Raw genomic sequence first — 22897 nt, 5'->3', positions numbered from 1 at the left:
ATACTTTTCAGTGCACCATCGCTTTGTTTTTGTATTATAGTATTTACCATTTTTTAATATCTTTTCTTTCACCTTTAAAATTGCCGCTTTTTTGGTGTCTGGATTGTAATACTGCTTTGACTTCTGAAATAGAAACACCGCAAGCATTTAATAAGACAAATAAGTGATACAAGACATCTGCAGTTTCATTCGTAAGTTCTGCTTTATCTTTTTTCATTGCTGCAATCACAACTTCAAACGCTTCTTCTCCAAACTTTTTAGTGATTTTTTCAACACCAGATTTCAATAGATATTGTGTATAAGATTTTTCATCATCGCTATTTACGCGAGAAGTTACGATTTGTTCTAAACTATCGACAAAGAAGGGAACTTCTGTGTTGAAGCAGCTGGTATTGCCAGTATGGCAAGTAGGACCATCCGGTGTAACCATCACAAGTATTGTATCTTGGTCGCAATCAAGACGAATATCTTCAACGTGCTGATAGTTTTTAGAACTTTCGCCTTTTTTCCATAAACGGCCTTTACTGCGAGAGTAGAACCAACATACTTTATCACGTAAGGTCAATTCATAGGCTTCTTCATTCATATAGCCTAACATCAAGACTTGCTTTGTTTGATTATCTTGTAAGATTGCTGGTACAAGTCCCTTGGAAAAGTCTGGTTTTAGTGCCATCTTACATCCACTCCTTTATCTTTTAAATACGTTTTAACAGCGCCGATGGTTGTTTCTTTATCATGAAAGATACTTGCAGCCAGTCCTGCAGAAACATTTGTTTGTTGGAATAGATCTACAAAATGCTGTGCGTTTCCGCCGCCGCCTGATGCGATAACTGGTATAGATACCACCGTATTAATCTGATTCAGCAGTTGGTGGTCAAAACCTTGTTTGACACCGTCGTAATCCATACTTGTGACTAACAACTCTCCAGCACCTAAATATTCTACTTGGCGCACCCAGTCAAGGACACGGATATCTGTCGGCTGTTTGCCGCCATGGGTATAACAAAACCAATCATTACGTTCATCTTCCCATTTCGCATCTACAGCAATACAAATACATTGGGAACCGAATTTTTCACTGGCCTCTTTTACTAACGATGGGTTGCGTAAAGCACTGGAATTCAATGAAACTTTATCTGCACCGTGCTTCAGCAAGGTTGATATATCATCAGTCGAACTGATACCTCCGCCGATAGTGAGAGGAATGAATAATTTTGATGCTGTTTCTTCAATAATATCTAACATCATTTGATGACCATTTTCAGTACGAGAAATATCTAGGAAAACCAATTCATCAGCAAGTTCTGCATTATAATAAGCGGCTAATGCGACAGGGTCTCCGATATCTCGCAGTCCTTTAAATTGAACCCCTTTTACTACACGACCATCTTTTACATCTAAGCAAGGGATAATACGTTTTTTAATCACGATAATCCCTCCCAAAAGCTTTGTGTATTCGCTGCTTTGCCTACAATCGCTACAGCAACACCAGCTTTTTCTAACCGTTCTAAGTCTTCTTTGCTTCGAATACCGCCTGATGCGATGACTGGGAGTTTCGTTGATGCTGCGAGTTTTGCGGTTAATTCAAAATTAGGTCCTTCTAATTTTCCATCTTTAGAAATATCGGTATAAATAATGCCGCCTAAAGGTGCACTATCAATTTGCTGAACGTAATCAAACAAATTTAATCCTGTATCTTCTAACCATCCGTTGACTTTAATTTCATCGATGTAGGCATCTACAGAGATATAAATACGTCCAGGGTATTTCTCTGCAACAGTTTTCAACCATTCTGGATCTTGAATACCTTTAGTGCCTATAATGACGTTTTGAATGCCTTTATCAAAATAGGTTTCAATCGTTTCAAGTGTACGGATACCGCCACCAACTTCAAATGGTAATTGAGTTAACCCGACAAGTTGTTCAATGTAATTCGTTTCTAAAGGCGTTTGTTGCTTTGCAGCAATTAAATCTATGACATGAATACGTGTGACGCAGTTATATCGGCTATAAAATTCAATAGCTTCTTCTGCTGTACGTGACATTGCTTCTTTAGTTTCATAATCACCTTCGGTTAATCTCACACTTGTTGAATCAATAAGGTCTATCGCTGGCCATACTTCAATCATGAATAAAACCGCCTTTCAATGCCTGATTTAAAATTTCCAAACCATAGTCGCCGCTTTTCTCTGGATGAAACTGTATGCCGATTTTATTACCTGATTGGACAATCGTCGTAATCGGTATGCCGTAATCGGCTGCAGCAATAATCGGTGCATCTGTTTGTACGTAAAAAGAATGAATAAAGTAAACATCCTGATTAAGTAAGGGGTGTTTACTTTCTAAATTGTTCCAACCAAGGTGGGGGACTGGATAGTCTGTTTTGATAGGGACAACTTCACCATTTATCATGCCAAGACCATCTGTGTCTCCCTCTGCACTATGATTGAACATTAACTGCATACCAAGACATATTCCGATAAATGGTTTATCATTTTGCAGTTCAATTAATAGTTTATCTAGTCCTGAATTTTTGAGTGCTTGCATGGCGTCTTTAAAATGACCGACTCCAGGCAAAACGATATGAGAGCTTGAACGAATAACTTCAGGATCATTTGTTAAAGCTGTTTCATAACTCAGGTGGTGAATTGCACGTTCAACATTTTTGATATTTCCGACACCATAATCAACGATTGCTATCATTCAATCACGCCTTTCGAGGAAGGCACACCTTTTGAACCATCGTCAGATAATGCAATTTTTAAACTTCTGGCAAATGCTTTGAAGATTGCTTCGATTTCATGATGTGTATTGCCTCCACGGATTAAATCGATATGTGTCGTTAAACGCGCATTTATCACGAGGCCTCGGAAGAATTCTTCAACAAGTTCAGTATCGAAAGTACCCACTTTTTCTTTGGAAAACTCAGCATTAAAAGAAAGATATGGTCGACCGCTGATGTCTGTAACAACACGTGCTAATGTTTCATCCATCGGAATATAGAAAGCGCCATAGCGTGTAAAGGATTGTTTATCTTTGATGGCTTCTAAGAGTAACTGACCTAATACAATTCCGATATCTTCTGTTGTATGGTGATCATCTACTTCAGTGTCACCTTGGACGTTGATTTGCAGATTAATGCCGCTATGGAAGCTGAATAATGTCAGCATGTGATCAAGAAAGCCGACACCTGTATTAATTGAGGATGCTTGATTGTCGTTCAAGTCCATTCTAATATCGATTGCTGTTTCTTTAGTTTCACGTTGTTTTCTGTAACTCAAATTGATCACTCCATTCTTTTACAATTGCTTCCAATTGATCGAGCTCTTGTTCTGTTGCGATAGAATAACGTACGGCTTCTGATAATAAAGGTTCTTTATAAATACGAGGCAAGAAGCCATGTGCTTTGACATATTCACCTAGTTCACGTGCATGTTTGCCGTATGTGAATACAAAATTAGCTTGTGAAGGAATTATTGTAATTTTATCGGCAACATATTGGTTGAAAATATCTTGTAATTTACGGCACAAGAAACGTTGTTCAGCAATTAATTGTTTTACACGCTTTTGGTCTTTAAAAAGTGCTTCAGCGAGACGTAATGATAAGGTGCTCATTGGATAGGGATGTGCAAGACGATTAAGTTGTTGTATCGTTTCTGGTGTTGAAATGACGATACCGATACGTAATCCTGCTAAAGCAAAGGCTTTACTTAGCGTTTTCATGATGATGAGATGGGATTGAAGCGGAATATCAATGGTTTTTCCGAATTCAATATACGCCTCATCTAAAACAAAATAACTTCCGATACTTTTCAATTTATCGCTGATTGCGAGTAAAAATTCTGTAGGATACTGTACACCAGTCGGATTATGCGGCACACTCATGATGAAGAAAGCAGGCTGCACCTCTTCGATTCGCGAGAGTATTGTATCAAGTGAAAATCGGAAATTTTCATCGCTTTCTACATATTCAATAGGGCGGTCTGTTTGTTGTGCGAACTCTGTATACATCACGAAGTCTGGATTCAACGCTAAAACTGGTCCCTTTGGTAATGTAAGCATACATTTTTGAATCCATTCATCTGAGCCGTTTGCTGCTAAAACTTGGTTGACGTTTAAATTATAGTAATCAGCATAAGCTTGTAAAAAATCATTATATTGTCCCTCCGGATATACTTTGAAATCAGAAGAGCCTACTATTTTTAGAATCTCTTCTTGAGTCAAAGCAGGGATAGGACTTTCATTTTGGTTAATGTTAATCATTCTTCTTGCACCACCTTATTCACTCTGACACGCACCGATTCTTCATGTTGGTATAATCCTTCTGTATGTGCAATTTCCATCGCGCCTTCTGCAAGCTGATTAAACGTTGATTTATTGTAGCTGATGACAGAATGACTTGTTAAAAAGTCATTGACTGTAAGACCATTTGTAAAACGAGAAGTTTGGTTTGTCGGCAATACATGACTTGGACCAGCATTATAATCACCAAGTGCTTCTGGAGCATAGGGCCCTAAAAACATCGCACCAGCATATTTGATTTTATGAATATATTGTTCAGGGTTGCTTGATTGAATTGATAAATGTTCAGGTGCTACAAAATTAGCGATTTCGATATTTTCTTCGTTGTCTTTTGTTAATATTGCATAATGGAAATTTTGGATGCTTGGTTCAATTATTGCTTTTCTAGGTGCTTTATTAATCGCTTCAGGTAATAATGCTTCTACTTTTTCTAAAAGTACTTTACTCGTAGAAAGTAAGAAGGTACGTGCATTTTCATCGTGCTCAGCTTGAGCGAGAATATCTTGTACAATAAACTCAGGTTCAGATGTTTCATCGGCTATAATCATAATCTCACTTGGACCTGCAATCTGATCGATACCAACTTGCCCATAAAGTAATTGCTTAGCAGTAGCGACAAATTGGTTACCTGGCCCAACAATTTTATCTACTTTCGGAATGGTTTCTGTTCCAAAAGCTAAAGCAGCAATACTTTGTGCTCCGCCCACTTGGAATACACGATTGACACCAGCGATTTTGCAAGCAGCTAAAATGCTAGGTGCGACACCTTCAGGTTGGGGAGGTGTTACAACAATGATATTTTCGACACCTGCTGCTTCAGCTAGTGTTGCAGTCATTAATACAGTAGAAGGGTAAGCAGCTTTGCCGCCAGGCACATAGATACCGACACTTTCTAGTGGATTATATATTAAACTCGTATTTTTTCCGATAACATTTTCATGTTTAATACGTTCTTGAAAGGATTTTATGTTTTCGTAACTTTCTTTAAGCGCATCTCGTAATTCGGAAGAAATCTTATCTAAGCTGTTATCAATATCAGTCTGAGATATTTCAAGCGTTGAAAGCTCGACATTATCAAATTGTTGATTATATTGAAAAAGAGCTTCATCTTGATGTACTCGAACATTTTCAATAATGTTTTGGACGTTATTAATTAATTTTTGATTTAAAGCCGATGCTGTTTCAAAATGATGATAAAATTCTTTTTTACTGAGCATGAATAGAAACCCCCAATTGTTGGATGAAATTTTCAATTGCTTTTGATTTGCTGAAAAATGAATGCTTATTTGTGATAAGACGTGCATTGATTTCACCGATTTGTTCTCTCTCTTCCAAACCATTCGATTTAAGCGTTGTACCTGTTTGTACAATGTCTACTATTGCATCTACCATATCGACTACAGCAGCTAATTCAACTGAACCGGATAATTGAATGATGCTGATATCAGTGCCCTTTTGATTAAAGTAATCACGTGTTGTTTTTACATATGTTGTGGCTACTCGCTGTATATTAGTAACGTTCGGTTTAGCGGCTACAGAAAAATGACATTCTCCAAATGGGAGATCGATATAATTATTAATATTGCGATTAGGTCTTTCTTTTAAAATATCACTGCCAGTTATCCCGATATCTGCAATACCTTCTTCTACATATGTCGGTACGTCTGAGCCTTTTACTAGTATGAATTTAATAGAGTCTGCAGTGATTTGTAATTTACGTTCGCGATGAATTATTGCATCTGCCCATACATGATTGTTATTTCGTTCTAAGAATTTGATAAAGTCTTTGAGTAATCTTCCTTTACTGAGGGCAACAGTTAACATAGTACTTACCTCCTAATCCAATTTAATACCAAAGCCGAAACCTTCAATTTCGCCATCATAATGTCCGCCCGACATTATAGGTTCTGACTGATCATTTTTAAATATTTGCATAAAACTACCAATATAATATGACTTAGGCGGCATTGTTGTAATGTCTAAATGAATACTTTCAATACCAACTCGTTTTAATTCCTCAGACCAGCGTAATAATGATAAATAGGTAGGGTGGTCGTTAGGAATAAGGGATGGAATATAATCCAACTGTAAATGAGTAGGCTGTTTCAGTAAATTTACCAGAGGATGTATTTCTGATAATTTTTTACTTAGTTCTGAAATGTTGCGTTCATTTATCAGTTGTAAGATTTCTGGTGTTTGCTCTGATTCCGATAAAAGCAAGTTTAGTAATTGGTAATGACCAATTACTGCAAAGTCGACTGGTTGCTGCATTTCTTCTTTTATGAATTTCAACATGTATTGAAAGCTTGTCAGCATATCTTCGTAAGATGGATTGAAAACTTCAATACCAAGATTGGTGCTTATATGTTCATTATTAGCAATTGGACCTGCATAAACTGCACGTTTGAAATTCAAATCAAAGGTTCTTGCATAATGTTGAAGCTGATCTGTCCAGTCGTTGCGCAATGCAAAGAAGTTTTGACCATTTTTCCAAATGCTTCTAGTACTCATACTCTCTAAATCATCTTGGGTTAACTGCTGCCAATTTAATCGTTCGATAAAATGCAAATCAATTACTGTATAATGATGGTTTTTAAAATAATTTAAAAATTTGAATTCTAAATTTTTACGTTCCAGCACTTTGTCTTGATATTCGATGTAGTCCATTTCTTAGCCTCGCTTTCACATACACTTTTACTCTCTACCGAACTAAAGTAAAAATGAATTAATGACAGTATCATAGCACGAAACAAAAGGCATTTCAATAGAAAATTCTGAATATTAATAAAAATAAAAAATGAGGCGCATGATAGCGCCTCATAAATAAATCTATATTAAGTAGTTATTTTTTTAAAGCTTCTAATAATAATCTGTTTACTTCATCTTTTTTCTCGAAGAATAAAGCGTGTCCTGCACCTTCAACTTTAGAAAGTGTATAATCAGGTGCTTCTTTTTCAAGATATTCAGAGAATTCGATAGGGCACACATGATCTGCAGTACCGTGAATACCATAAACAGGTAAATCTAAGGATTTGATTTCTTCACGTAAGTCTTCATCTCTTAATGATTCAGCAAGTTTTACTGTTCCGATAAGAGAAGAAGTTAAAGTCATATTATTAAAATAATCTTTATATTCTTCTGATACTTCAACATCTGAGTTGAAGAAAGAATTTTCACCAAAGTCACCAATTGCTTTAGGTTGATCGTCATTGATTGAGTCAATTAAAGCAGTAACGTCTTCTGCTTTTAATCCATAAGGGTAACCATCGCGTTGTACAAAGCTTGGTCCCGCAGGTCCTAGTAATACCATTTTTTTCAAGTTATCATTATTATGTTTAACTCCGTATTTCAATGCTAAAGCACCGCCTACAGAGAAACCTACAACGATATAATCTTTCAAGTTTAATTCGTCTACTACTTTTTGAATGTCGTCTGCAATAGTGTCATAATCATATCCATCTGCTGCTCTATCAGATAAGCCGAAGCCACGATGATCAATACCTACATAGCGGTAACCATTTTCAACTACAAAATCAGCTTGGTATTCGAACATCGTATTATTTGCTGGCCAGCCGTGTAAGAAAACCAATGGTTGACCTGAACCGAAATCATCAACGTTTAATGCAACTTCATCGCTTACTTGTATTCTGTGTTTCATAAATTATTGCCTCCATTCATTTATTGTACGAAGATTACTATACCCCAAGTATACTTTTGAGAAACTTAGGCAACCTAATATAGCAACTTCTTATGATTATGTTAAGATATGAAAACAAGAAAACTAAATAATTAAAATATTAATCGAGAATTAATACTCACTTTTTATGATTGTGGGTTGTAAGTGAGGTGAATTATAATGCAAAAAGAAGATTTAAGAGTAATTAAAACTAAAATGAATATTGAAAATGCTTTTTTGAATCTGTTTTATCAAAAGGAAATAGAACAAATTTCTGTGAAAGAAATTACGACAATAGCTCAAATAGCTAGAAAGACCTTTTATCTTCATTATTTAGATAAATATGATTTATTAGAGAAAATATTCATCAAAAGATTAGAAGAACTAAGAGAAATTTGTCGTAATTTAAAAGTTGAAAATTTGAAAATTTGAACCTAATCATCGATGAATGGTTAGAGTTCTTTTACCGACATCAAAAATTCTATATCTCTTTATTTGTAAATAAACAACCCATGGGTAGTCGCCATCATTTAATCCAATTTTTACAGAAAATGTTATCAGAGGTTATATCTCCTAAAGTTTGTGCGCAAAGAGGAATGGATTTCAATATGACATTAAATTTTCTTAGCTATGGGTTGGTTGGTATGATAGATCAATACTTAATGGATGGAGAAAAAGAGCGAATAGCAATAAAAAAACATATAATGACATTATTGAATACATATAGAGATTAAAGTTCTGTTGCAAAGTTGAAATTCAATAAACAAGTATTATTTTTTAGGATTTTAAAAAATTAGCCTAAAATAGGGAAGTGAACATCATGAAGTTAACAGGAAAGCAATTATTTTGGTTAAAAAAATCAAATATTGATATTTATAATAAATTTAAAACAGAGTTCTTGTTTCATTCTAATAAATTAGAAGGCAGTAAGTTTAGTAAAAGTGAAATAATGAAACTGATTGCTGATAGTGAGGTTACTGGTCCGCATGAACTAAAAGATGTTATAGAAACAGCAAATTCAATAGTAGTATTTGATTTCATGGTAGAAACGCATAATGAAAAGTTAACAGAGAGGTTATTAAAAGAGTTTCATAGTATTTTATTCAAAAACACTTTAAATACTTTCGCTGATAAACTTGCTGGAATATATATAGACCTGTATCATCTAGATTAAACAAGGTAAATTTAGAATTATCAAGTCCAGAAATGATACATTTTGATATGGAAATGTTAATGGAAGAATATAAAAAAACCAAGATGGATATCAATAAAATCGCTGAGTTTCACAGTAAATTTGAAAAAATCCATCCATTCCATGATGGGAACGGAAGAATTGGACGGTTCATAATTTTAAAACAATGCTTAGATAATGATATAGAGTTAATTGTAGTAAACAGCGAATATGAAAAAGAATATAAAGAAGCACTTTATATTGATCAAACTGGATATGGCATTGATGCATTAGTAAATATATTTGGTAAATTTCAAAGAATTTTTGACAAGGAAGTTGAAATCTACTGGGATAACAAAGAGACAAATTAGATAAAAATATACCATCTGACATTTAAGGGATAACAATTTCAACGATTAAAACCATACTTAATAATAAAGTGGAGATTAAAGAAGCTTCTTTTGGAATTAAAGTCGAATTGACTCATGCATATGAATTTCTGGTAGAAAACAGCAAAAGAAGGCTGGTATTTCAAAAGGTAATTAAAAATGCTATGTATTGCCAAAAATATAACAACAGATGCAGAATTTGATGAGCATGTAACAAAGCGTTGAATATATTGATATATATATTATAATTTTTGAATTTAGGAGAATTCGTATGAAATACAAAATAACAACAGGAATATTCTTCATAATCTTGATATTCATATATACTTTCAAAGTAGAGCCATTTTTGAAGAATGACAATCAGTTTTTAAACTTTTTAATTATACTTATTATATTTATAATTGGAACTTTATTAGGGATTTTAGGAAGAAAATTAGATAAGAAATAAAAACCTTAATGCAATAAATTATTAGATGGGGTTTCTTATGAAAAGTCATTTTTAATTGAGACTTTTGCTAAGAGTGTTGCTAAAAAGGAAAAGAAGTAATAAAAATGATAAAACTTCAAAACTTGCAGTAAATCTTTATGTATTAAAGGTTTTAGAGGACAAAAAAAATAGCTAGAAGCAATTATTATAACTGCTTCTAGCTATTCTATGTAATTTACGGAAACGGAGGGATTCGAACCCTCGCGCCGCTCTCGCGACCTACACCCTTAGCAGGGGCGCCTCTTCAGCCAACTTGAGTACGTTTCCATGGCTCCACAGGTAGGACTCGAACCTACGACCGATCGGTTAACAGCCGATAGCTCTACCACTGAGCTACTGTGGATTAATCTGATTTATTCAAGCACAAGTACTATTATAACAAGACCTTTAAAAAATTCAAGAGAAAATAACGAAAAATAAGCGGAACATTTACACCAAATTAATATGAATATCCCGCTTATTAACTTACTACTATAATTATATAACTAAAAAATAAAGCTATGAGTTTTTGGATTGATTTATAATAAGATAAGTACAAAGTGTTTCATAGACATCTAAAGCTGGCTTTGAATAGTCAATGGGTTGTTCAATATTCCATTTGATTGTTTTCACACGTTTTTTAAGAAGATGTTCGTAATAAATTGCGTTTTTATACTGGTGGTTAACGGTTCGTGTAGTGACAGGGGCGGTGATAAATTGACCATCAATAAAATTAATACGTGTTTCTTTCGATCCTATTGATTTGATATCTTTAACGTATTCAATATTTATCCAAATATTAGAAGTAGAGCTGATAGACTGGGTAGAAAATAATATGATAGAAATAATCGGTGAGAGCAATATGGGAGGTTTACTTTTGATGTCCGTTATTCGAATGGTATCAGAACGTAAAATAGAAAATTTTGATCCATAAAATTTACATGAACTTTCTAATACTCTTCGCGGGGAAATGTTAAATATACGAGGTTCTTTTTCATAAGTGAGAATTTTGGTGACGGGATAATGTCCATTTTCTTTGACGATGGGTATAATAGCGATGTCGTTACTTTTGAAGATGTAGTGTTCTTCCATAATCAATGTCCTCCTATTAAATTGTTTGATGTTGAATTATAAAAATAATCAAAATCTATAATTATTGTATACTAGCACCTTAAAAAGTCAATAGAAACTTTAGTGTTAAAATTACACTATTTATTTTTTAAAAAGTCAGAATATTCGTTGATTTTAAAATAAATACGAGGTATACTCTTAATTACATAAAAAAGAGAAAGGCAGTGATTACTATGAATCACAATATCAATGTAAAAAATGGGACGTTGCAGGCATTTGTAGCTAATGTAAATGATTTGGGGGTAGAGCTCGTGATTGATCAAGCATTACGCAATGTTCGAAAAGAAAAATTGACTGAACTGATAGATCAAGCACTTGTTAATAAAGACGAAGAAGCTTTTAATCGATATACTGAAGAATATAATCAATTGGAGGATGTTTTAATTGGATAATTCATCATCTTGTTCCTGGGTAAAATAAAGGACTATTCATTACTAATTAATAATGAATAGTCCTTATTTTTGTGTTTTTTTAGGACATTAATCTGATTAATTCTTCACGAGGTATATCCCCGAAATAATGATATAAATCAAATTCTGAAAGTGCTTCTTCGATACTTTCAAAATTATGCAAGCTTCCGATTAAAGCTTCTTCTAAATCAGTAACATCTCCTACACCAAAGAAATCTCCGAATATTTTAGCGTGCTCGATACGACCTCTTTTAACATGTAATTTAATTTGTACAAAGCCCTTTTCAAACTTTTCTTCTCGTTCGAAGTTATATTTAGGGTTTTTACCATAATTCCAATCCCAAGTTCGATATTTTTCATCGCTTAACGCTTCGATATTTTTCCAGTCTTCATCAGTTAATTTATATTCCTCGACCTCATGTTCGCCAAAGATATGTTTTAAAATAATTTGTTTGAAAGCTTCGATATCAATTGGTTCTTCAAGGAATTCAGAAATATTAGCAACACGTTTTCTAACTGATTTAATACCTTTTGATTGGATTTTAGCTGGGTTTACGCGCAGTGCATTTTGAACCTCATCTAAATCACTATCAAGCATTAATGTTCCATGACTGAACATACGATTTTTGACTTTAACCATAGCGTTCCCAGAAATTTTGGCTTGGCCAACTTGAATATCATTTCTTCCTGTCATTTCAGCATCCACACCCATACTATTTAATGCTTGAACAATAGGTTGTGTAAATTTTTTGAAGTTATGGAAACTGTTTCCATCATCATCAGTAATGAAACTGAAATTTAAATTCCCAAAATCATGATAGACTGCGCCGCCGCCTGATATTCTACGCACTACATCTATATTATGTTCCTCTACATATTGTTGGTTAACTTCTTCAATTGTATTTTGATTTTTTCCGATAATAATTGAAGGGCGATTAATGTAAAATAAGAAATAATCACTATCTTGAGGAAGATATTTTAAAACGTATTCTTCCATTGCTAAATTAAGCTTGGGGTCTGTAATGTTGTTATTGCTTACAAATTTCACTGTTTCTCTCTCCTTTAACCTTACTTACTATTCCTTAATACTTTATTTATCTCTTATTTTGAACTAAAATGCCAATAAAATAGTTGGGATTTCACAATTAAGTTAGAATTTAGTATAATTATATCGCTTTCATATGATATTTGTTTATTTAGAGCACAAATTTTAGTACAATATAATTTAGTATAATTCGAGGAGGACCTGTAATGACTGTTGCAGAAGTAGGAGATATTGTAGAATTTTATGATGGACTTAGAGGTCGTGTTGAAAAAATTAATGATAATTCAGTAATTGTTGATTTAACAATTATGGAAAACTTTGAAGAATTAGATCTACCGGAAAAAACGGTGATTAATCATAAACGCTATAAGATAGTTGATCAAGAAGGTTAATAAACAATGAAAACAAATACAAAAGCTTTGTTGTGGTTTATAATCAGTTTCATTATATTCCACATCATACTATTTATCATGTGGGGAGAACGACAAGAATACTGGTATCTTTATACTGGAATCATGTTGTTTGCTGAAATCAGTTATGTGTTTTATCAACGCGATATCGCTTCTAAACGATTATTGCCATCAATTGGTATTGGACTCATTACTGCTGTTGTTTTAATAATTGTACAACTCATCATGTCATTAATGTCTCAAGAAGTGACATATACGTCATTAATAAAAGACTTATCACGTTCAGGAGTATATTTTAAATGGCAGATTTTAGTAACATTATTATTTGTAATCCCTTGTCATGAGCTTTACATGCGTACTGTATTGCAAAAACAATTATTGAACTTGAAGTTGCCTGCATGGGCAGCAATTGTGATTACTGCTTTATGTTCAGCTTCTTTGTTTTTCTATTTTGACCAAATTTGGGTTTGTATATTTGTTCTTATTGTTCAAGTTATTTTATCAATCAGCTATTTTTATACACGTCGCATTATCACAACGTCAATTGCGCAAATTGCGGCGGTTGTATTGTTACTGATTTTTCATGGTTAAATAATAAAACCTGGAATATTCCATCTTCGGAATATCCCAGGTTTTTTTGCTATCAATATTTAATACGTAGAGCGTTGTAAAATTTCAAAGTGTGATATTTTAGAAATGTTTACAACATATTCTGCAGGTTCTGTTACATGAAGAACCCCTTCGTCTGTATCTTTATTTATACCTTCAACTGAAATTTCTGCTTGATTGTCCATATATAAAATCAAATATTTACTAGGAAATGATTCTAAATACGATAAAATGGTTGATTTGTTCAAAAAAATCTCTCCTTAATTAAAAGCAATATTTCCGTCTTCATCTGCAGGTCTGAAGAATAAAGTAATAATAGCATCAATAATCGCAATGATATGCGGGATACCTGTCCAGAAGAATAATAGACAAAGAATTCCTAATCCTTTTTGACCAGAATAAAACTTGTGAACGCCGAAGCTTCCTAGAAAGATTGCAAGGGCGATATAAATCACTTTATTTACTCTCATTACAATTTCTCCTTTTTGTCTAAGTTTAATTCACTTGTACCTTTATTATGTAATAATTAAGGAAATATTTCCAACTTAGATACTTGTTCACTGTATGGTGAAAGGAAAAAAGAGACGAGATTCTTAAGGACAATCTATAATTTTATTAATTTAGCTGTGCTTCTATACACATCTTTCACAAAAACTGCACATTATTGATAAAATATAAGTGATTAATATAAAAAAAGAGGGGACATTATGATACGACAAGCTAAACTTGAAGATCAACATGAGATTGCAGAGCTATCTTATATTATTTGGGAAGATATGGAATTGCCTATTGTGAAAAATTTTGATAAGGCACAAGTTATCACTTGGTTAGAACAAGCAATTACACAAGTACCATATCGAACTTATTATGAAAATGTATTGGTTTATGAAATAGATGGAGATGTTGCGGGCATTATCATCACTTATAAAGGCGAAGATGAAATGCATTTAGAAAAAAACTGGATGAAACTAGATTTGCCTGAAAAAGTGCGTGATATAGGAACACCTTTACCATTAAAAGAAGCTGAAGATAATGAACTGTATATTGAAACAGTAGCTGTTTTCTCTCAATATCGTGGAAAGGGAATTGCAACACAACTTATGCATTATGTCATAGAAGAACATCGAGATAAGAAGTTGAGTTTGAGTTGTGATTATGAAAATAACGGTGCATATCAACTCTATCAACGATTAGGTTTTGAAACAGAGGGAACGATAGATTTGTACGGACATGCATATCACCACATGGTTATAAATAAGAAAAACGCTGAACAATAACTGTTCAACGTTTCACTACAATGATTATTTAAATGCCGCCTAATAAGGCACTGATATAGATACCTAATGCATAAAGCAGACCAAACACAGTATTTGTTTTGCCTGTAGCTGCCATTGCTGGCATCATTTCAGCAGGTGTGTCGTTTTTCTTGAAACGGCGAATTGCTTTTACTGGGAATGGGAATGATAATAACGCAAGCAAGTAAAAGATTGAACCACCTGGAACAAAGAAAGCTGTGTAAACGACCCAAACATAAGCAACAATATACATGACTGCCATAAAGCGAATAGAGTTGTTTTTACCTAATAAAATAGGTAAAGTTTTACGTCCGCTTTGTTTATCTTTAACACGGTCACGGATATTATTGGCCATATTTATAAGCCCAATTGTAATAATAATCGGTACACTAATCCAAACTGCATAACCTTGGATATTATCAGTTTGAATAAAGAATGAAATTAAGATAATGATAAGACCCATAAACACGCCAGCGAATAATTCTCCAAATGGTGTCCATGAAATAGGAAATGGTCCGCCTGTATATAGGTAACCGACTGCCATGCAGACAATTCCAACTGGTATTAATAAGAATGATGATTGTGAAGCAATAAAAAGACCGAGTAATCCTGCGATAACATAAAATGCGATAGCAAGATTTATTACCAGTTTTGGACTCATACCATTGCGCACAATCGCACCACCGATACCGACGGATGTATGATCGTCTAAGCCTTTCTTAAAGTCGTAATATTCGTTGAACATATTTGTGGCAGCTTGAATAAGTAAACATGCAAGTAACATTGCTAGAAATAGGCTGAGTTTTAAATGATCTTCACTGCCTAATAGAAAAAGCTTAGCAGTTGCGGTACCGACTAAAACAGGAACAACTGAAGCTGTTAGTGTGTGTGGACGCATTAAATGCCAGTATTTTCTAACAGTAGAATATTGCTGATATTGATTTGACATTTTTTCTCCTTCTTAATCTTTGGAATAACAAATTTCAGAGTGCGGATAATAATTGTTAAAATGCAATCTGATTAACAAATTTATTTTAAGCAATGAAAGTGGAAAGGTCAAATCTTGTTAAGTTTTCAACTAATTTATGGGCAAAACAAACTACAGTATAAGATAAAAAATGATACAATGATATAATGTGAATAATTTGAATGATGAAAGAAGTGAGATAGATGACTGTAAGTGTTAAGGATGATCAAATTCTCGACGCCATATATGAAAATTCAGAATCCTGGGTTTCTGTCGAGATTAAAATTGACCAGCCGACAAATCCGATTATGCTCTTTCAAATGACTGAGGGACAAGCTAAAGATCGTTTTTATTTTAAAGACAACTCTGGCAAAACAGCATTTTTCGGATATGATGCACTATTAAAATTGAAAAATAATCATGAAAATAAACAATCTATTTTTCGAGAATGGGAGAAATATAAAGAAAAAATTGCACTCATCCATCCGGATACACCTAAACACCATCTGAAAGTTTGTGGCGGCTTCCAGTTTTCAAGTCACAAATCAGATGATGAATGGCGTCAATTCGGATTGAATCACTTTGTATTACCAAAAGTACTGATTACTATGGAAGAAAATGAAACTATTTTAACCTATACAGTACCTAGAGAAACATTTGATATAGGTGATTTAAAAGCACTAGCACATAAAATTGAAAGTACAGAAGTTCAACCAACACATGCGAATGGGGATATTAAACGCAGTGAAGATATTTATAAAGATGAATGGTTGAATATTGTTCGAGAAGCAATTGATACAATGAACGAAGATGAAAAAATCGTCTTAGCACGTCGTCGTATGATTCAATTTAAAAAAGATATTGATATTGCTTATGTATTAGAAAATGCATTAAAAAATGAATCGAACAGTTATATTTTTGTGATGGAATCTGATCAATCTATATTCTTTTCACAAACACCTGAACAATTGATGGAAGTAGAAAATAAAGTTTTATCCACAAAAGCTGTTGCAGGTACAATTAAACGTACTAATGATGAAGCAGAAGATAAAAAGCATTTAAATGAATTTTTACAAGATGAAAAGAATTTACATGAACATCGTTTTGTTGTTCAAAGTATATTAGATGATATTGAGCCTTATGTCACTGATGTAGAATATAATAAACACCCGAAAATATTAAAAAATGACCACCTTTATCATTTATATACTGAAATTTCTGGTGAACTCAAAGATAAAACTTATATCGGCTTATTGGATCGTTTGCATCCTACACCTGCTCTTGGTGGGTACCCCAAAGAGAAAGCTGTTGAATTTATTGAACAAAAAGAATTTGGTACACGCGGCTTGTACGGATCTCCGGTAGGTTATATCGATATGGATGATAATTGTCAATTTATCGTTGCAATACGTTCAATGCTGATTAAGAAAAATCAAGCAACATTATATGCTGGCTGTGGAATTATTGAGCAATCAGAACCGGAAAGTGAATTAGCAGAAACAACACTTAAATTTACACCGATGATGAATGCTTTAGGAGTCGAAAATCATGGATAATCATCAAAATTTATTAACTAAACAAGTATTTACAATGGCATCTGAGATGTATGCTTATGGAATAAGAGAAGTAGTAATCAGCCCAGGATCACGCTCTACTCCGCTTGCTTTAGCATTTGAGGCACATCCAAATATTAAAACTTGGATTCATCCGGATGAACGAAGCGCATCTTTTTTTGCATTGGGATTAATTAAAGGAAGTAATCGACCAGTTGCCATTTTATGTACATCAGGTACTGCAGCAACAAATTATACTTCGGCTGTTGCAGAAAGCGACATCAGCAACTTGCCACTTGTTGTTTTAACAAGTGACAGACCGCATGAGTTACGCGGTATCGGGGCTCCGCAAACTTTGAATCAAGTTAATATGTTTCAAAATTTTGTGCGCCACCAATTTGATATGCCGTTGGCAGATGATTCGAATGGGGCAGTTGAAGTTGTAAGATATCAAATGCAAATAGCGAGTCAATTTTTCCAAGGTCCCCAACGAGGACCTGTACACTTCAACTTGCCGTTCAGAGAGCCGCTTACACCTGATTTTGATATGACAGATTTATTGAAATCAGAAGAAAAAGAGATTCCGACTTATCAAAAGACGGCTTCAATTGATAGTATTATTCCAATTTTGAAAAGAAAGAAAGGTATTATCATTGTAGGGGACATGCAACATCAAGATGCAAGAGAATTATTGCCATTCGCTACTGTACATGATTTGCCGATTCTTGCTGGCCCTTTAAGCGGATTACGACAATCAGAACATCCTAATATTATTTCGACATATGATCTATTGTATCGTGTTGGATTTAATCCTGATGTTGATTTTGTCATCAGAGTTGGCAAACCTGCATTATCTAAAAAGTTAAATCAATGGTTAAAAACTTCGGATGCTTACCAAATATTAGTGCAAAATAGTGCATTGCCTGATGCCTTTCCGGTTCCTTCGGATGTTACATTCGAAATGTCTGCAAATGATTTCTTTAGATCTCTTGGAGAAGTGCCGGTTGTACATCGTCGATCATGGTTGACACAGTGGCAACAAATGAATTATCAAGCTGTGGCAGAAGTTGAAAGTTACGTCAATCATGCAACAGATGAAGCTGCAAATATAGGCGTTTTATTAGAAAAACTTACAGAAGAAGATACATTGTTTGTCAGCAACAGCATGCCAATCAGAGACATCGACAATTTGTTTGTGAAAGGTAAAGTGCAAATCTATGCAAATAGAGGGGCTAATGGCATCGATGGTGTTATTTCAACTGCACTTGGAATGGCAGTACACAAAAAAGTGACATTACTTATAGGAGACTTAGCATTTTACCATGATATGAATGGTTTATTGATGGCTAAACTGAATGATATTCATATTAATATTGTGCTCTTAAATAATGATGGAGGAGGTATTTTCTCTTATCTTCCTCAAAAAAAATCAGCAGCACAATACTTCGAGCGTTTATTCGGTACACCGACGCATTTGGAATTTAAACATGCTGCGTTACTTTATGATTTCGGTTATAAATATTTGGAAACAGTAGAAGATTTTAAATATACCTCTTTATCACAACTGGATTCTTATATTTATGAAGTACGTACTGACCGTGAGGATAACCTCCAACAACATCAAATTTTATATAAGAAATTGAGTGAAATCGTCAATGCTTAACTATAATTTTTATGAAAGCAAATCTAAAGAGCATTCTAACCAACTATTGGTTATGTTGCATGGATTTATAAGTGATGCATCTACATTTGATAAGCATATTGAACACTTAGCTAAACACACTTCGGTATTAACAATTGAATTGCCGGGACATGGAGCAGATCAAAGTTTAGACACAGAGACTTGGGATTTTGCGTTTATTCAACAGCAGTTAGATGAGGTTCTGCAGACGTTCCGTAAGTATGACATTACAATGCATGGTTATTCTATGGGCGGACGTACTGCTTTGTATTATGCACTTCATGGAAAAATCAAACTAGAAGGACTAATCTTAGAAAGTGCCTCTCCAGGTATCCAAGATAATGCTTCACGTAGCGAACGCATACAAGTCGATGAAGCACGTGCAAAAGTTTTAGAAATTGCAGGTATTGAAGTATTTGTTAATGATTGGGAAAAGCTACCGTTGTTCGCAAGTCAATCTGAAATGATGAGTGAAGATGAAAGACAGCGCATCCGTGAGATGAGATTAGCACAAAATCCTCAACGATTAGCAAAAGCATTAAGAGATTATGGTACTGGTAATATGCCTAATTTATGGCCGGAATTGAATGAACTTTCTATTCCTGTTTGTATTATAGTCGGTGAACGAGATGAAAAGTTTGTAAACATTGCAGAAAAGATGGAAGATGTCATCCCGCATTGCGAAGTGCATATTGTATCGCAAGCAGGACATACAGTTCATGTGGAAGATGCAAAACAATTTGATATAATAGTAATAGGTTTTTTAAATAAGGAGGAGCAAAATGACTAGACAGTGGGAAACACTTAAAGAATATGAAGAGATAAAATATGAATTTTTTGAAGGTATCGCTAAAATTACGATTAATCGACCAGAAGTTCGTAATGCATTCACACCTAAAACTGTTCAAGAAATGATGGATGCTTTTTCACGTGCACGTGATGATCAAAGCATTTCAACTATTATTTTAACAGGTGAAGGTGACTTAGCATTCTGTTCAGGCGGAGACCAAAAAGTTCGTGGTCACGGCGGTTACGTTGGTGATGACCAAATTCCTCGTTTAAACGTACTTGATTTACAACGTTTAATCCGTGTTATTCCTAAACCAGTTGTCGCTATGGTAAAAGGCTATGCAATTGGTGGCGGTAACGTATTACAAGTTGTTTGTGACTTAACAATTGCTGCAGACAATGCAAAATTCGGTCAAACTGGTCCTAAAGTAGGTTCATTCGATGCAGGTTATGGTTCAGGCTATTTAGCAAGAATCGTTGGACATAAAAAAGCACGTGAAATCTGGTACTTATGCCGCCAATACGATGCACAACAAGCATTGGATATGGGCATGGCAAACACAGTAGTACCATTAAATCGTATCGAAGACGAAACAGTACAATGGTGTAAAGAAATGATGCAACATTCTCCAACTGCTTTACGTTTCTTAAAAGCAGCTATGAACGCTGATACAGACGGATTAGCTGGTTTACAACAAATGGCAGGGGATGCAACATTACTTTACTACACAACTGATGAAGCAAAAGAAGGTCGCGATGCATTTAAAGAAAAACGTAAACCTGATTTTGATCAGTTCCCTAAATTCCCTTAATATTTAAAGAAATTATATATAATCTAAGCTCCCTGAAAAGGGAGCTTTTTTAGTCTGTATTATTTTGAATATTTTACAAACTATTAATAAATTATATTTGATAATTTTATTAATGTGATTTAAAAGTACACGTTTATATTTTTAAGAAAACATGATAGAAAACATCTATCTCAATATGCAATCAATTAAATAAATAAAATAGTTGCTTAAATTAAACAAATTATAAAAAACCAGAATGAAATTACTTTAAAAATTAAAGTATTATATTGACATTCATTGAAAAGTTGAATATATTTAAATGGAGGTGGAATATATTGACTAATAATCAGAATAGCAAATTTGATCAAGACTTGTGCTTTCTTTTTTACATTACAACTAAAGAAATTGTGAATCGCTTTAACAAATATTTAAAGCAGTATAATATTAGTTTTCCAAATTATATTGTATTATCTTACATAAAAGATAGTGAAGAAATATATGTAAAAACACTCTGTGACAAATTGCATTTAGATTCTGGAACTATCAGTCCAATTGTAAAAAGATTAGAAAAGAAAAACTTAGTTAAAAGAATGAGACTCCCAGAAGACGAAAGAAAAGTTGTGCTTCGTTTGACTGGAGAAGGAACGTCTTTAAAAAAGGAATTTTCTGATATTTCAACACATGTCGTTGATTAGTTAAATTTAACTGAAGATGAAAAATCAAACTATTATAACTTGATGCAGACTTTTGTGGATAAAAATTTAGCGGAATCTTAATGGATTTTAAATTTTAAAATTGATAGCGTAGAAATTTAGTAGAGTTAACTAGAGTATAGTGAAATAATTAATCTTGATAATTTACATTGGAATTTAAAAAGCGAGAGAGTATCTTAAATCAGGATACTTTCTCGCTATTATTATTTATTTAATATAATCATTTAAAAAGCTTTCTAAACGGTCCATTCCTTCTTTTATTGTATCTAAATCATATGCATATGAAATACGAACGTGGCCGCTGCCGGCATCTGTAAAGGAAGAGCCAGGTACCATGGCGATATGGCCTTTTTCTAAAGCATCTACACAAAATTGAAAATCATCGTCTATTCCAAATGGTGCTAAGCTAGGGAAGATGTAAAAAGCACCTTCAGGTTCAGCATCTAATTTGAAGCCCATTTCTAATAAACGAGATTTCAAATAAGCCAATCGCGCTTTGTATGCCTCATTCATTTTTTTAGGTGCATCTTTACCGTCTGTTAATGCTGCTACAGTGGCAATTTGTGCAGGTACATTTGCACATATTGTATTATAGGCATGCATAAATGTTAGTTTCTCTATTAAATATTCTGGACCTAATAAAAAGCCGATACGTATCCCAGTTGCAGAATGAGATTTGCTTAATCCACTGATTAAGAGTAGTTGATCTCGAATTTCTGGAAATTCTGCTAAAGAAGTGTGTTGCCCTTTGAAAGTATTCTCAGCATAGATTTCATCGCTTAAAATAAAGATTTCATGTTGTTTCAATTCTTCAGCAAGTGCAGCGGCTTCATCATGACTCAAAATTACGCCTGTTGGGTTAGTTGGATAATTAAGCATAATAGCTTTAGTATTTGGTGTAATATTGTTTTTAATTGCTTCCGGTGTGATTTTGAAATTAGTTTCTGTCGTATCTACGTAAACTGGATTGCCCCCTAAGGTTTCAATAAGAGGAATATAACCTGCATAAATAGGACTTGGAAGTATAATTTCATCGCCAGGCTCTAAAATACTTCTTAATGCTGTATCAATTGCTTCACTTGCACCATTCGTAACAATAATTTCTTCTTCTGTATAATCAACAGCATAACGTTGATTAAAATAGTTTCTAATCGCTGTTCTTGTTTCCATTAAACCCTTATTATGTGAATAGCTTGTTTTGTTTTCTTTAATAGCTTCGATGTATGCCTCTTTTACAACATCAGGCATTGGAAAGTCGGGTTGTCCGATAGTAAGGTTGATGCAATCAGGGATATTTTTAATGCGACTTGAAAATTGACGAATACTTGGAGCACGTAAAAATTTAGATTGGTTATTTAAAGATAGTTTCACTGTGTTACACCTCTATTATTGACTTCGATATGTATATAAATTTCATCTTATCATATTTAATGGCAAAAAATCGAATAGTTATCTGAAGATAAGAAATTTTAGAATAAAATAAAAATAGCTGACTCACA

29 protein-coding genes and 2 tRNA genes are annotated in these 22897 nt (G+C 33.8%); 13 read left to right on the top strand and 18 right to left on the bottom strand.

Translation table 11 applies throughout. The features are described from left to right. Nucleotides 1–43 precede the first annotated feature (43 nt). The 10 genes from hisIE to DYE31_RS09265 form a co-directional block, all read right to left on the bottom strand. Nucleotides 44–673: a bifunctional phosphoribosyl-AMP cyclohydrolase/phosphoribosyl-ATP diphosphatase HisIE gene (gene hisIE / locus DYE31_RS09310; RefSeq protein WP_015899884.1), complete on the bottom strand. Its 630-nt coding sequence runs from the start codon at nt 671–673 to the stop codon at nt 44–46. Next, the gene (gene hisF / locus DYE31_RS09305; protein WP_015899885.1) at nt 664–1428 is read right to left on the bottom strand and encodes an imidazole glycerol phosphate synthase subunit HisF; all 765 of its coding nucleotides are present in this window, start codon (nt 1426–1428) and stop codon (nt 664–666) included. Before hisF ends, hisIE begins: the two co-directional genes overlap by 10 nt. Beyond that, the gene (hisA, locus tag DYE31_RS09300; protein WP_015899886.1) at nt 1425–2129 is read right to left on the bottom strand and encodes a 1-(5-phosphoribosyl)-5-((5-phosphoribosylamino)methylideneamino)imidazole-4-carboxamide isomerase; all 705 of its coding nucleotides are present in this window, start codon (nt 2127–2129) and stop codon (nt 1425–1427) included. The genes hisF and hisA overlap by 4 nt, the downstream gene beginning before the upstream one ends. Beyond that, nucleotides 2122–2703, bottom strand: a complete 582-nt coding sequence (gene hisH, locus DYE31_RS09295; protein WP_015899887.1) for an imidazole glycerol phosphate synthase subunit HisH — start codon at nt 2701–2703, stop codon at nt 2122–2124. The genes hisA and hisH overlap by 8 nt, the downstream gene beginning before the upstream one ends. Continuing rightward, nucleotides 2700–3281, bottom strand: a complete 582-nt coding sequence (hisB, locus tag DYE31_RS09290) for an imidazoleglycerol-phosphate dehydratase HisB (protein WP_015899888.1) — start codon at nt 3279–3281, stop codon at nt 2700–2702. Before hisB ends, hisH begins: the two co-directional genes overlap by 4 nt. Further along, nucleotides 3259–4263: a pyridoxal phosphate-dependent aminotransferase gene (locus DYE31_RS09285; RefSeq protein WP_015899889.1), complete on the bottom strand. Its 1005-nt coding sequence runs from the start codon at nt 4261–4263 to the stop codon at nt 3259–3261. Before DYE31_RS09285 ends, hisB begins: the two co-directional genes overlap by 23 nt. Continuing rightward, complete coding sequence (hisD, locus tag DYE31_RS09280) at nt 4260–5519, bottom strand: histidinol dehydrogenase (protein WP_015899890.1); 1260 nt, start codon at nt 5517–5519, stop codon at nt 4260–4262. Before hisD ends, DYE31_RS09285 begins: the two co-directional genes overlap by 4 nt. Continuing rightward, a complete protein-coding gene (gene hisG / locus DYE31_RS09275) occupies nt 5509–6126 on the bottom strand; it encodes an ATP phosphoribosyltransferase (RefSeq protein WP_015899891.1) in 618 nt (205 codons plus the stop codon). The genes hisD and hisG overlap by 11 nt, the downstream gene beginning before the upstream one ends. Nucleotides 6127–6138: 12 nt before the next feature. Next, nucleotides 6139–6969 (bottom strand): ATP phosphoribosyltransferase regulatory subunit, encoded by an 831-nt coding sequence (locus tag DYE31_RS09270; RefSeq protein ID WP_015899892.1) that lies wholly within the window; start codon nt 6967–6969, stop codon nt 6139–6141. 175 nt (nt 6970–7144) lie between these two features. Further along, nucleotides 7145–7960: an alpha/beta fold hydrolase gene (locus tag DYE31_RS09265; RefSeq protein WP_015899893.1), complete on the bottom strand. Its 816-nt coding sequence runs from the start codon at nt 7958–7960 to the stop codon at nt 7145–7147. A 198-nt stretch (nt 7961–8158) separates the two neighbouring features. Between DYE31_RS09265 and DYE31_RS09260 the strand changes: the two genes are divergently transcribed. The 4 genes from DYE31_RS09260 (at nt 8159) to DYE31_RS09245 (ending at nt 9520) form a co-directional block, all read left to right on the top strand. After that, nucleotides 8159–8410 carry a TetR/AcrR family transcriptional regulator gene (locus DYE31_RS09260; protein ID WP_015899894.1) on the top strand — a complete coding sequence of 84 codons (252 nt, stop codon included), beginning with the start codon at nt 8159–8161 and terminating at the stop codon, nt 8408–8410. After that, on the top strand, nt 8407–8712 hold the full coding sequence (locus tag DYE31_RS13040) for a TetR-like C-terminal domain-containing protein (RefSeq protein WP_041612958.1): 306 nt from the start codon (nt 8407–8409) through the stop codon (nt 8710–8712). The genes DYE31_RS09260 and DYE31_RS13040 overlap by 4 nt, the downstream gene beginning before the upstream one ends. Before the next feature lie 86 nt (nt 8713–8798). Then, the gene (locus DYE31_RS09250) at nt 8799–9152 is read left to right on the top strand and encodes a Fic family protein (protein ID WP_015899895.1); all 354 of its coding nucleotides are present in this window, start codon (nt 8799–8801) and stop codon (nt 9150–9152) included. Between the two features lie 32 nt (nt 9153–9184). Continuing rightward, a complete protein-coding gene (locus DYE31_RS09245; RefSeq protein WP_015899896.1) occupies nt 9185–9520 on the top strand; it encodes a Fic family protein in 336 nt (111 codons plus the stop codon). 683 nt (nt 9521–10203) lie between these two features. Here the strand turns inward: DYE31_RS09245 and DYE31_RS09240 are convergent. The 3 genes from DYE31_RS09240 to DYE31_RS09230 form a co-directional block, all read right to left on the bottom strand. Next, nucleotides 10204–10292 (bottom strand) — tRNA-Ser (locus DYE31_RS09240). A 1-nt stretch (nt 10293) separates the two neighbouring features. Beyond that, nucleotides 10294–10368 (bottom strand) — tRNA-Asn (locus DYE31_RS09235). Nucleotides 10369–10523: 155 nt separating this feature from the next. After that, nucleotides 10524–11096: a competence protein ComK gene (locus DYE31_RS09230; RefSeq protein ID WP_015899897.1), complete on the bottom strand. Its 573-nt coding sequence runs from the start codon at nt 11094–11096 to the stop codon at nt 10524–10526. 212 nt (nt 11097–11308) lie between these two features. Here DYE31_RS09230 and DYE31_RS09225 point away from each other — a divergent pair, with 212 nt between their 5' ends. Then, nucleotides 11309–11527 (top strand): IDEAL domain-containing protein, encoded by a 219-nt coding sequence (locus DYE31_RS09225; protein ID WP_015899898.1) that lies wholly within the window; start codon nt 11309–11311, stop codon nt 11525–11527. A gap of 79 nt (nt 11528–11606) precedes the next feature. Here DYE31_RS09225 and DYE31_RS09220 read toward each other — a convergent pair whose 3' ends face one another. Beyond that, nucleotides 11607–12593: a lipoate--protein ligase gene (locus tag DYE31_RS09220; protein WP_015899899.1), complete on the bottom strand. Its 987-nt coding sequence runs from the start codon at nt 12591–12593 to the stop codon at nt 11607–11609. 203 nt (nt 12594–12796) lie between these two features. Here DYE31_RS09220 and DYE31_RS09215 point away from each other — a divergent pair, with 203 nt between their 5' ends. Together DYE31_RS09215 and DYE31_RS09210 are read left to right on the top strand one after the other, a co-directional pair. Next, a complete protein-coding gene (locus tag DYE31_RS09215) occupies nt 12797–12982 on the top strand; it encodes a YkvS family protein (protein WP_015899900.1) in 186 nt (61 codons plus the stop codon). A 6-nt stretch (nt 12983–12988) separates the two neighbouring features. Continuing rightward, nucleotides 12989–13591, top strand: coding sequence for a CPBP family glutamic-type intramembrane protease (locus DYE31_RS09210; RefSeq protein ID WP_015899901.1), 603 nt, complete (start codon nt 12989–12991; stop codon nt 13589–13591). 59 nt (nt 13592–13650) lie between these two features. Here DYE31_RS09210 and DYE31_RS09205 read toward each other — a convergent pair whose 3' ends face one another. Continuing rightward, nucleotides 13651–13857, bottom strand: coding sequence for a hypothetical protein (locus DYE31_RS09205; RefSeq protein WP_015899902.1), 207 nt, complete (start codon nt 13855–13857; stop codon nt 13651–13653). 12 nt (nt 13858–13869) lie between these two features. Continuing rightward, nucleotides 13870–14079, bottom strand: coding sequence for a TM2 domain-containing protein (locus DYE31_RS09200; RefSeq protein WP_015899903.1), 210 nt, complete (start codon nt 14077–14079; stop codon nt 13870–13872). Nucleotides 14080–14316: 237 nt separating this feature from the next. Between DYE31_RS09200 and DYE31_RS09195 the strand changes: the two genes are divergently transcribed. Next, nucleotides 14317–14886 (top strand): GNAT family N-acetyltransferase, encoded by a 570-nt coding sequence (locus tag DYE31_RS09195; RefSeq protein ID WP_015899904.1) that lies wholly within the window; start codon nt 14317–14319, stop codon nt 14884–14886. Between the two features lie 28 nt (nt 14887–14914). Here the strand turns inward: DYE31_RS09195 and DYE31_RS09190 are convergent, their stop codons facing one another. Beyond that, nucleotides 14915–15853: a 1,4-dihydroxy-2-naphthoate polyprenyltransferase gene (locus DYE31_RS09190; RefSeq protein WP_015899905.1), complete on the bottom strand. Its 939-nt coding sequence runs from the start codon at nt 15851–15853 to the stop codon at nt 14915–14917. Between the two features lie 221 nt (nt 15854–16074). Between DYE31_RS09190 and DYE31_RS09185 the strand changes: the two genes are divergently transcribed. From DYE31_RS09185 to DYE31_RS09165, 5 genes are all read left to right on the top strand, one after another. Beyond that, nucleotides 16075–17427 (top strand): isochorismate synthase, encoded by a 1353-nt coding sequence (locus DYE31_RS09185; RefSeq protein ID WP_015899906.1) that lies wholly within the window; start codon nt 16075–16077, stop codon nt 17425–17427. Further along, entirely contained in the window at nt 17420–19087 is a 1668-nt protein-coding gene (gene menD / locus DYE31_RS09180) for a 2-succinyl-5-enolpyruvyl-6-hydroxy-3-cyclohexene-1-carboxylic-acid synthase (RefSeq protein WP_015899907.1), read from the top strand. The genes DYE31_RS09185 and menD overlap by 8 nt, the downstream gene beginning before the upstream one ends. After that, nucleotides 19080–19895 carry a 2-succinyl-6-hydroxy-2,4-cyclohexadiene-1-carboxylate synthase gene (gene menH, locus DYE31_RS09175; RefSeq protein ID WP_015899908.1) on the top strand — a complete coding sequence of 272 codons (816 nt, stop codon included), beginning with the start codon at nt 19080–19082 and terminating at the stop codon, nt 19893–19895. The genes menD and menH overlap by 8 nt, the downstream gene beginning before the upstream one ends. Further along, nucleotides 19888–20706: a 1,4-dihydroxy-2-naphthoyl-CoA synthase gene (gene menB / locus DYE31_RS09170; protein ID WP_015899909.1), complete on the top strand. Its 819-nt coding sequence runs from the start codon at nt 19888–19890 to the stop codon at nt 20704–20706. The genes menH and menB overlap by 8 nt, the downstream gene beginning before the upstream one ends. Before the next feature lie 314 nt (nt 20707–21020). Next, entirely contained in the window at nt 21021–21380 is a 360-nt protein-coding gene (locus DYE31_RS09165; RefSeq protein WP_015899910.1) for a MarR family winged helix-turn-helix transcriptional regulator, read from the top strand. Between the two features lie 225 nt (nt 21381–21605). Here DYE31_RS09165 and DYE31_RS09160 read toward each other — a convergent pair whose 3' ends face one another. Beyond that, complete coding sequence (locus DYE31_RS09160; protein ID WP_015899911.1) at nt 21606–22769, bottom strand: aminotransferase class I/II-fold pyridoxal phosphate-dependent enzyme; 1164 nt, start codon at nt 22767–22769, stop codon at nt 21606–21608. Between the last annotated feature and the right edge of the window lie 128 nt (nt 22770–22897).

Origin of the sequence: Staphylococcus carnosus (assembly GCF_900458435.1) — a bacterium.
In the GTDB taxonomy this organism is placed as follows: Bacteria; Bacillota; Bacilli; order Staphylococcales; family Staphylococcaceae; genus Staphylococcus; species Staphylococcus carnosus.
This window is presented reverse-complemented; position numbering and strand designations above follow the sequence as displayed.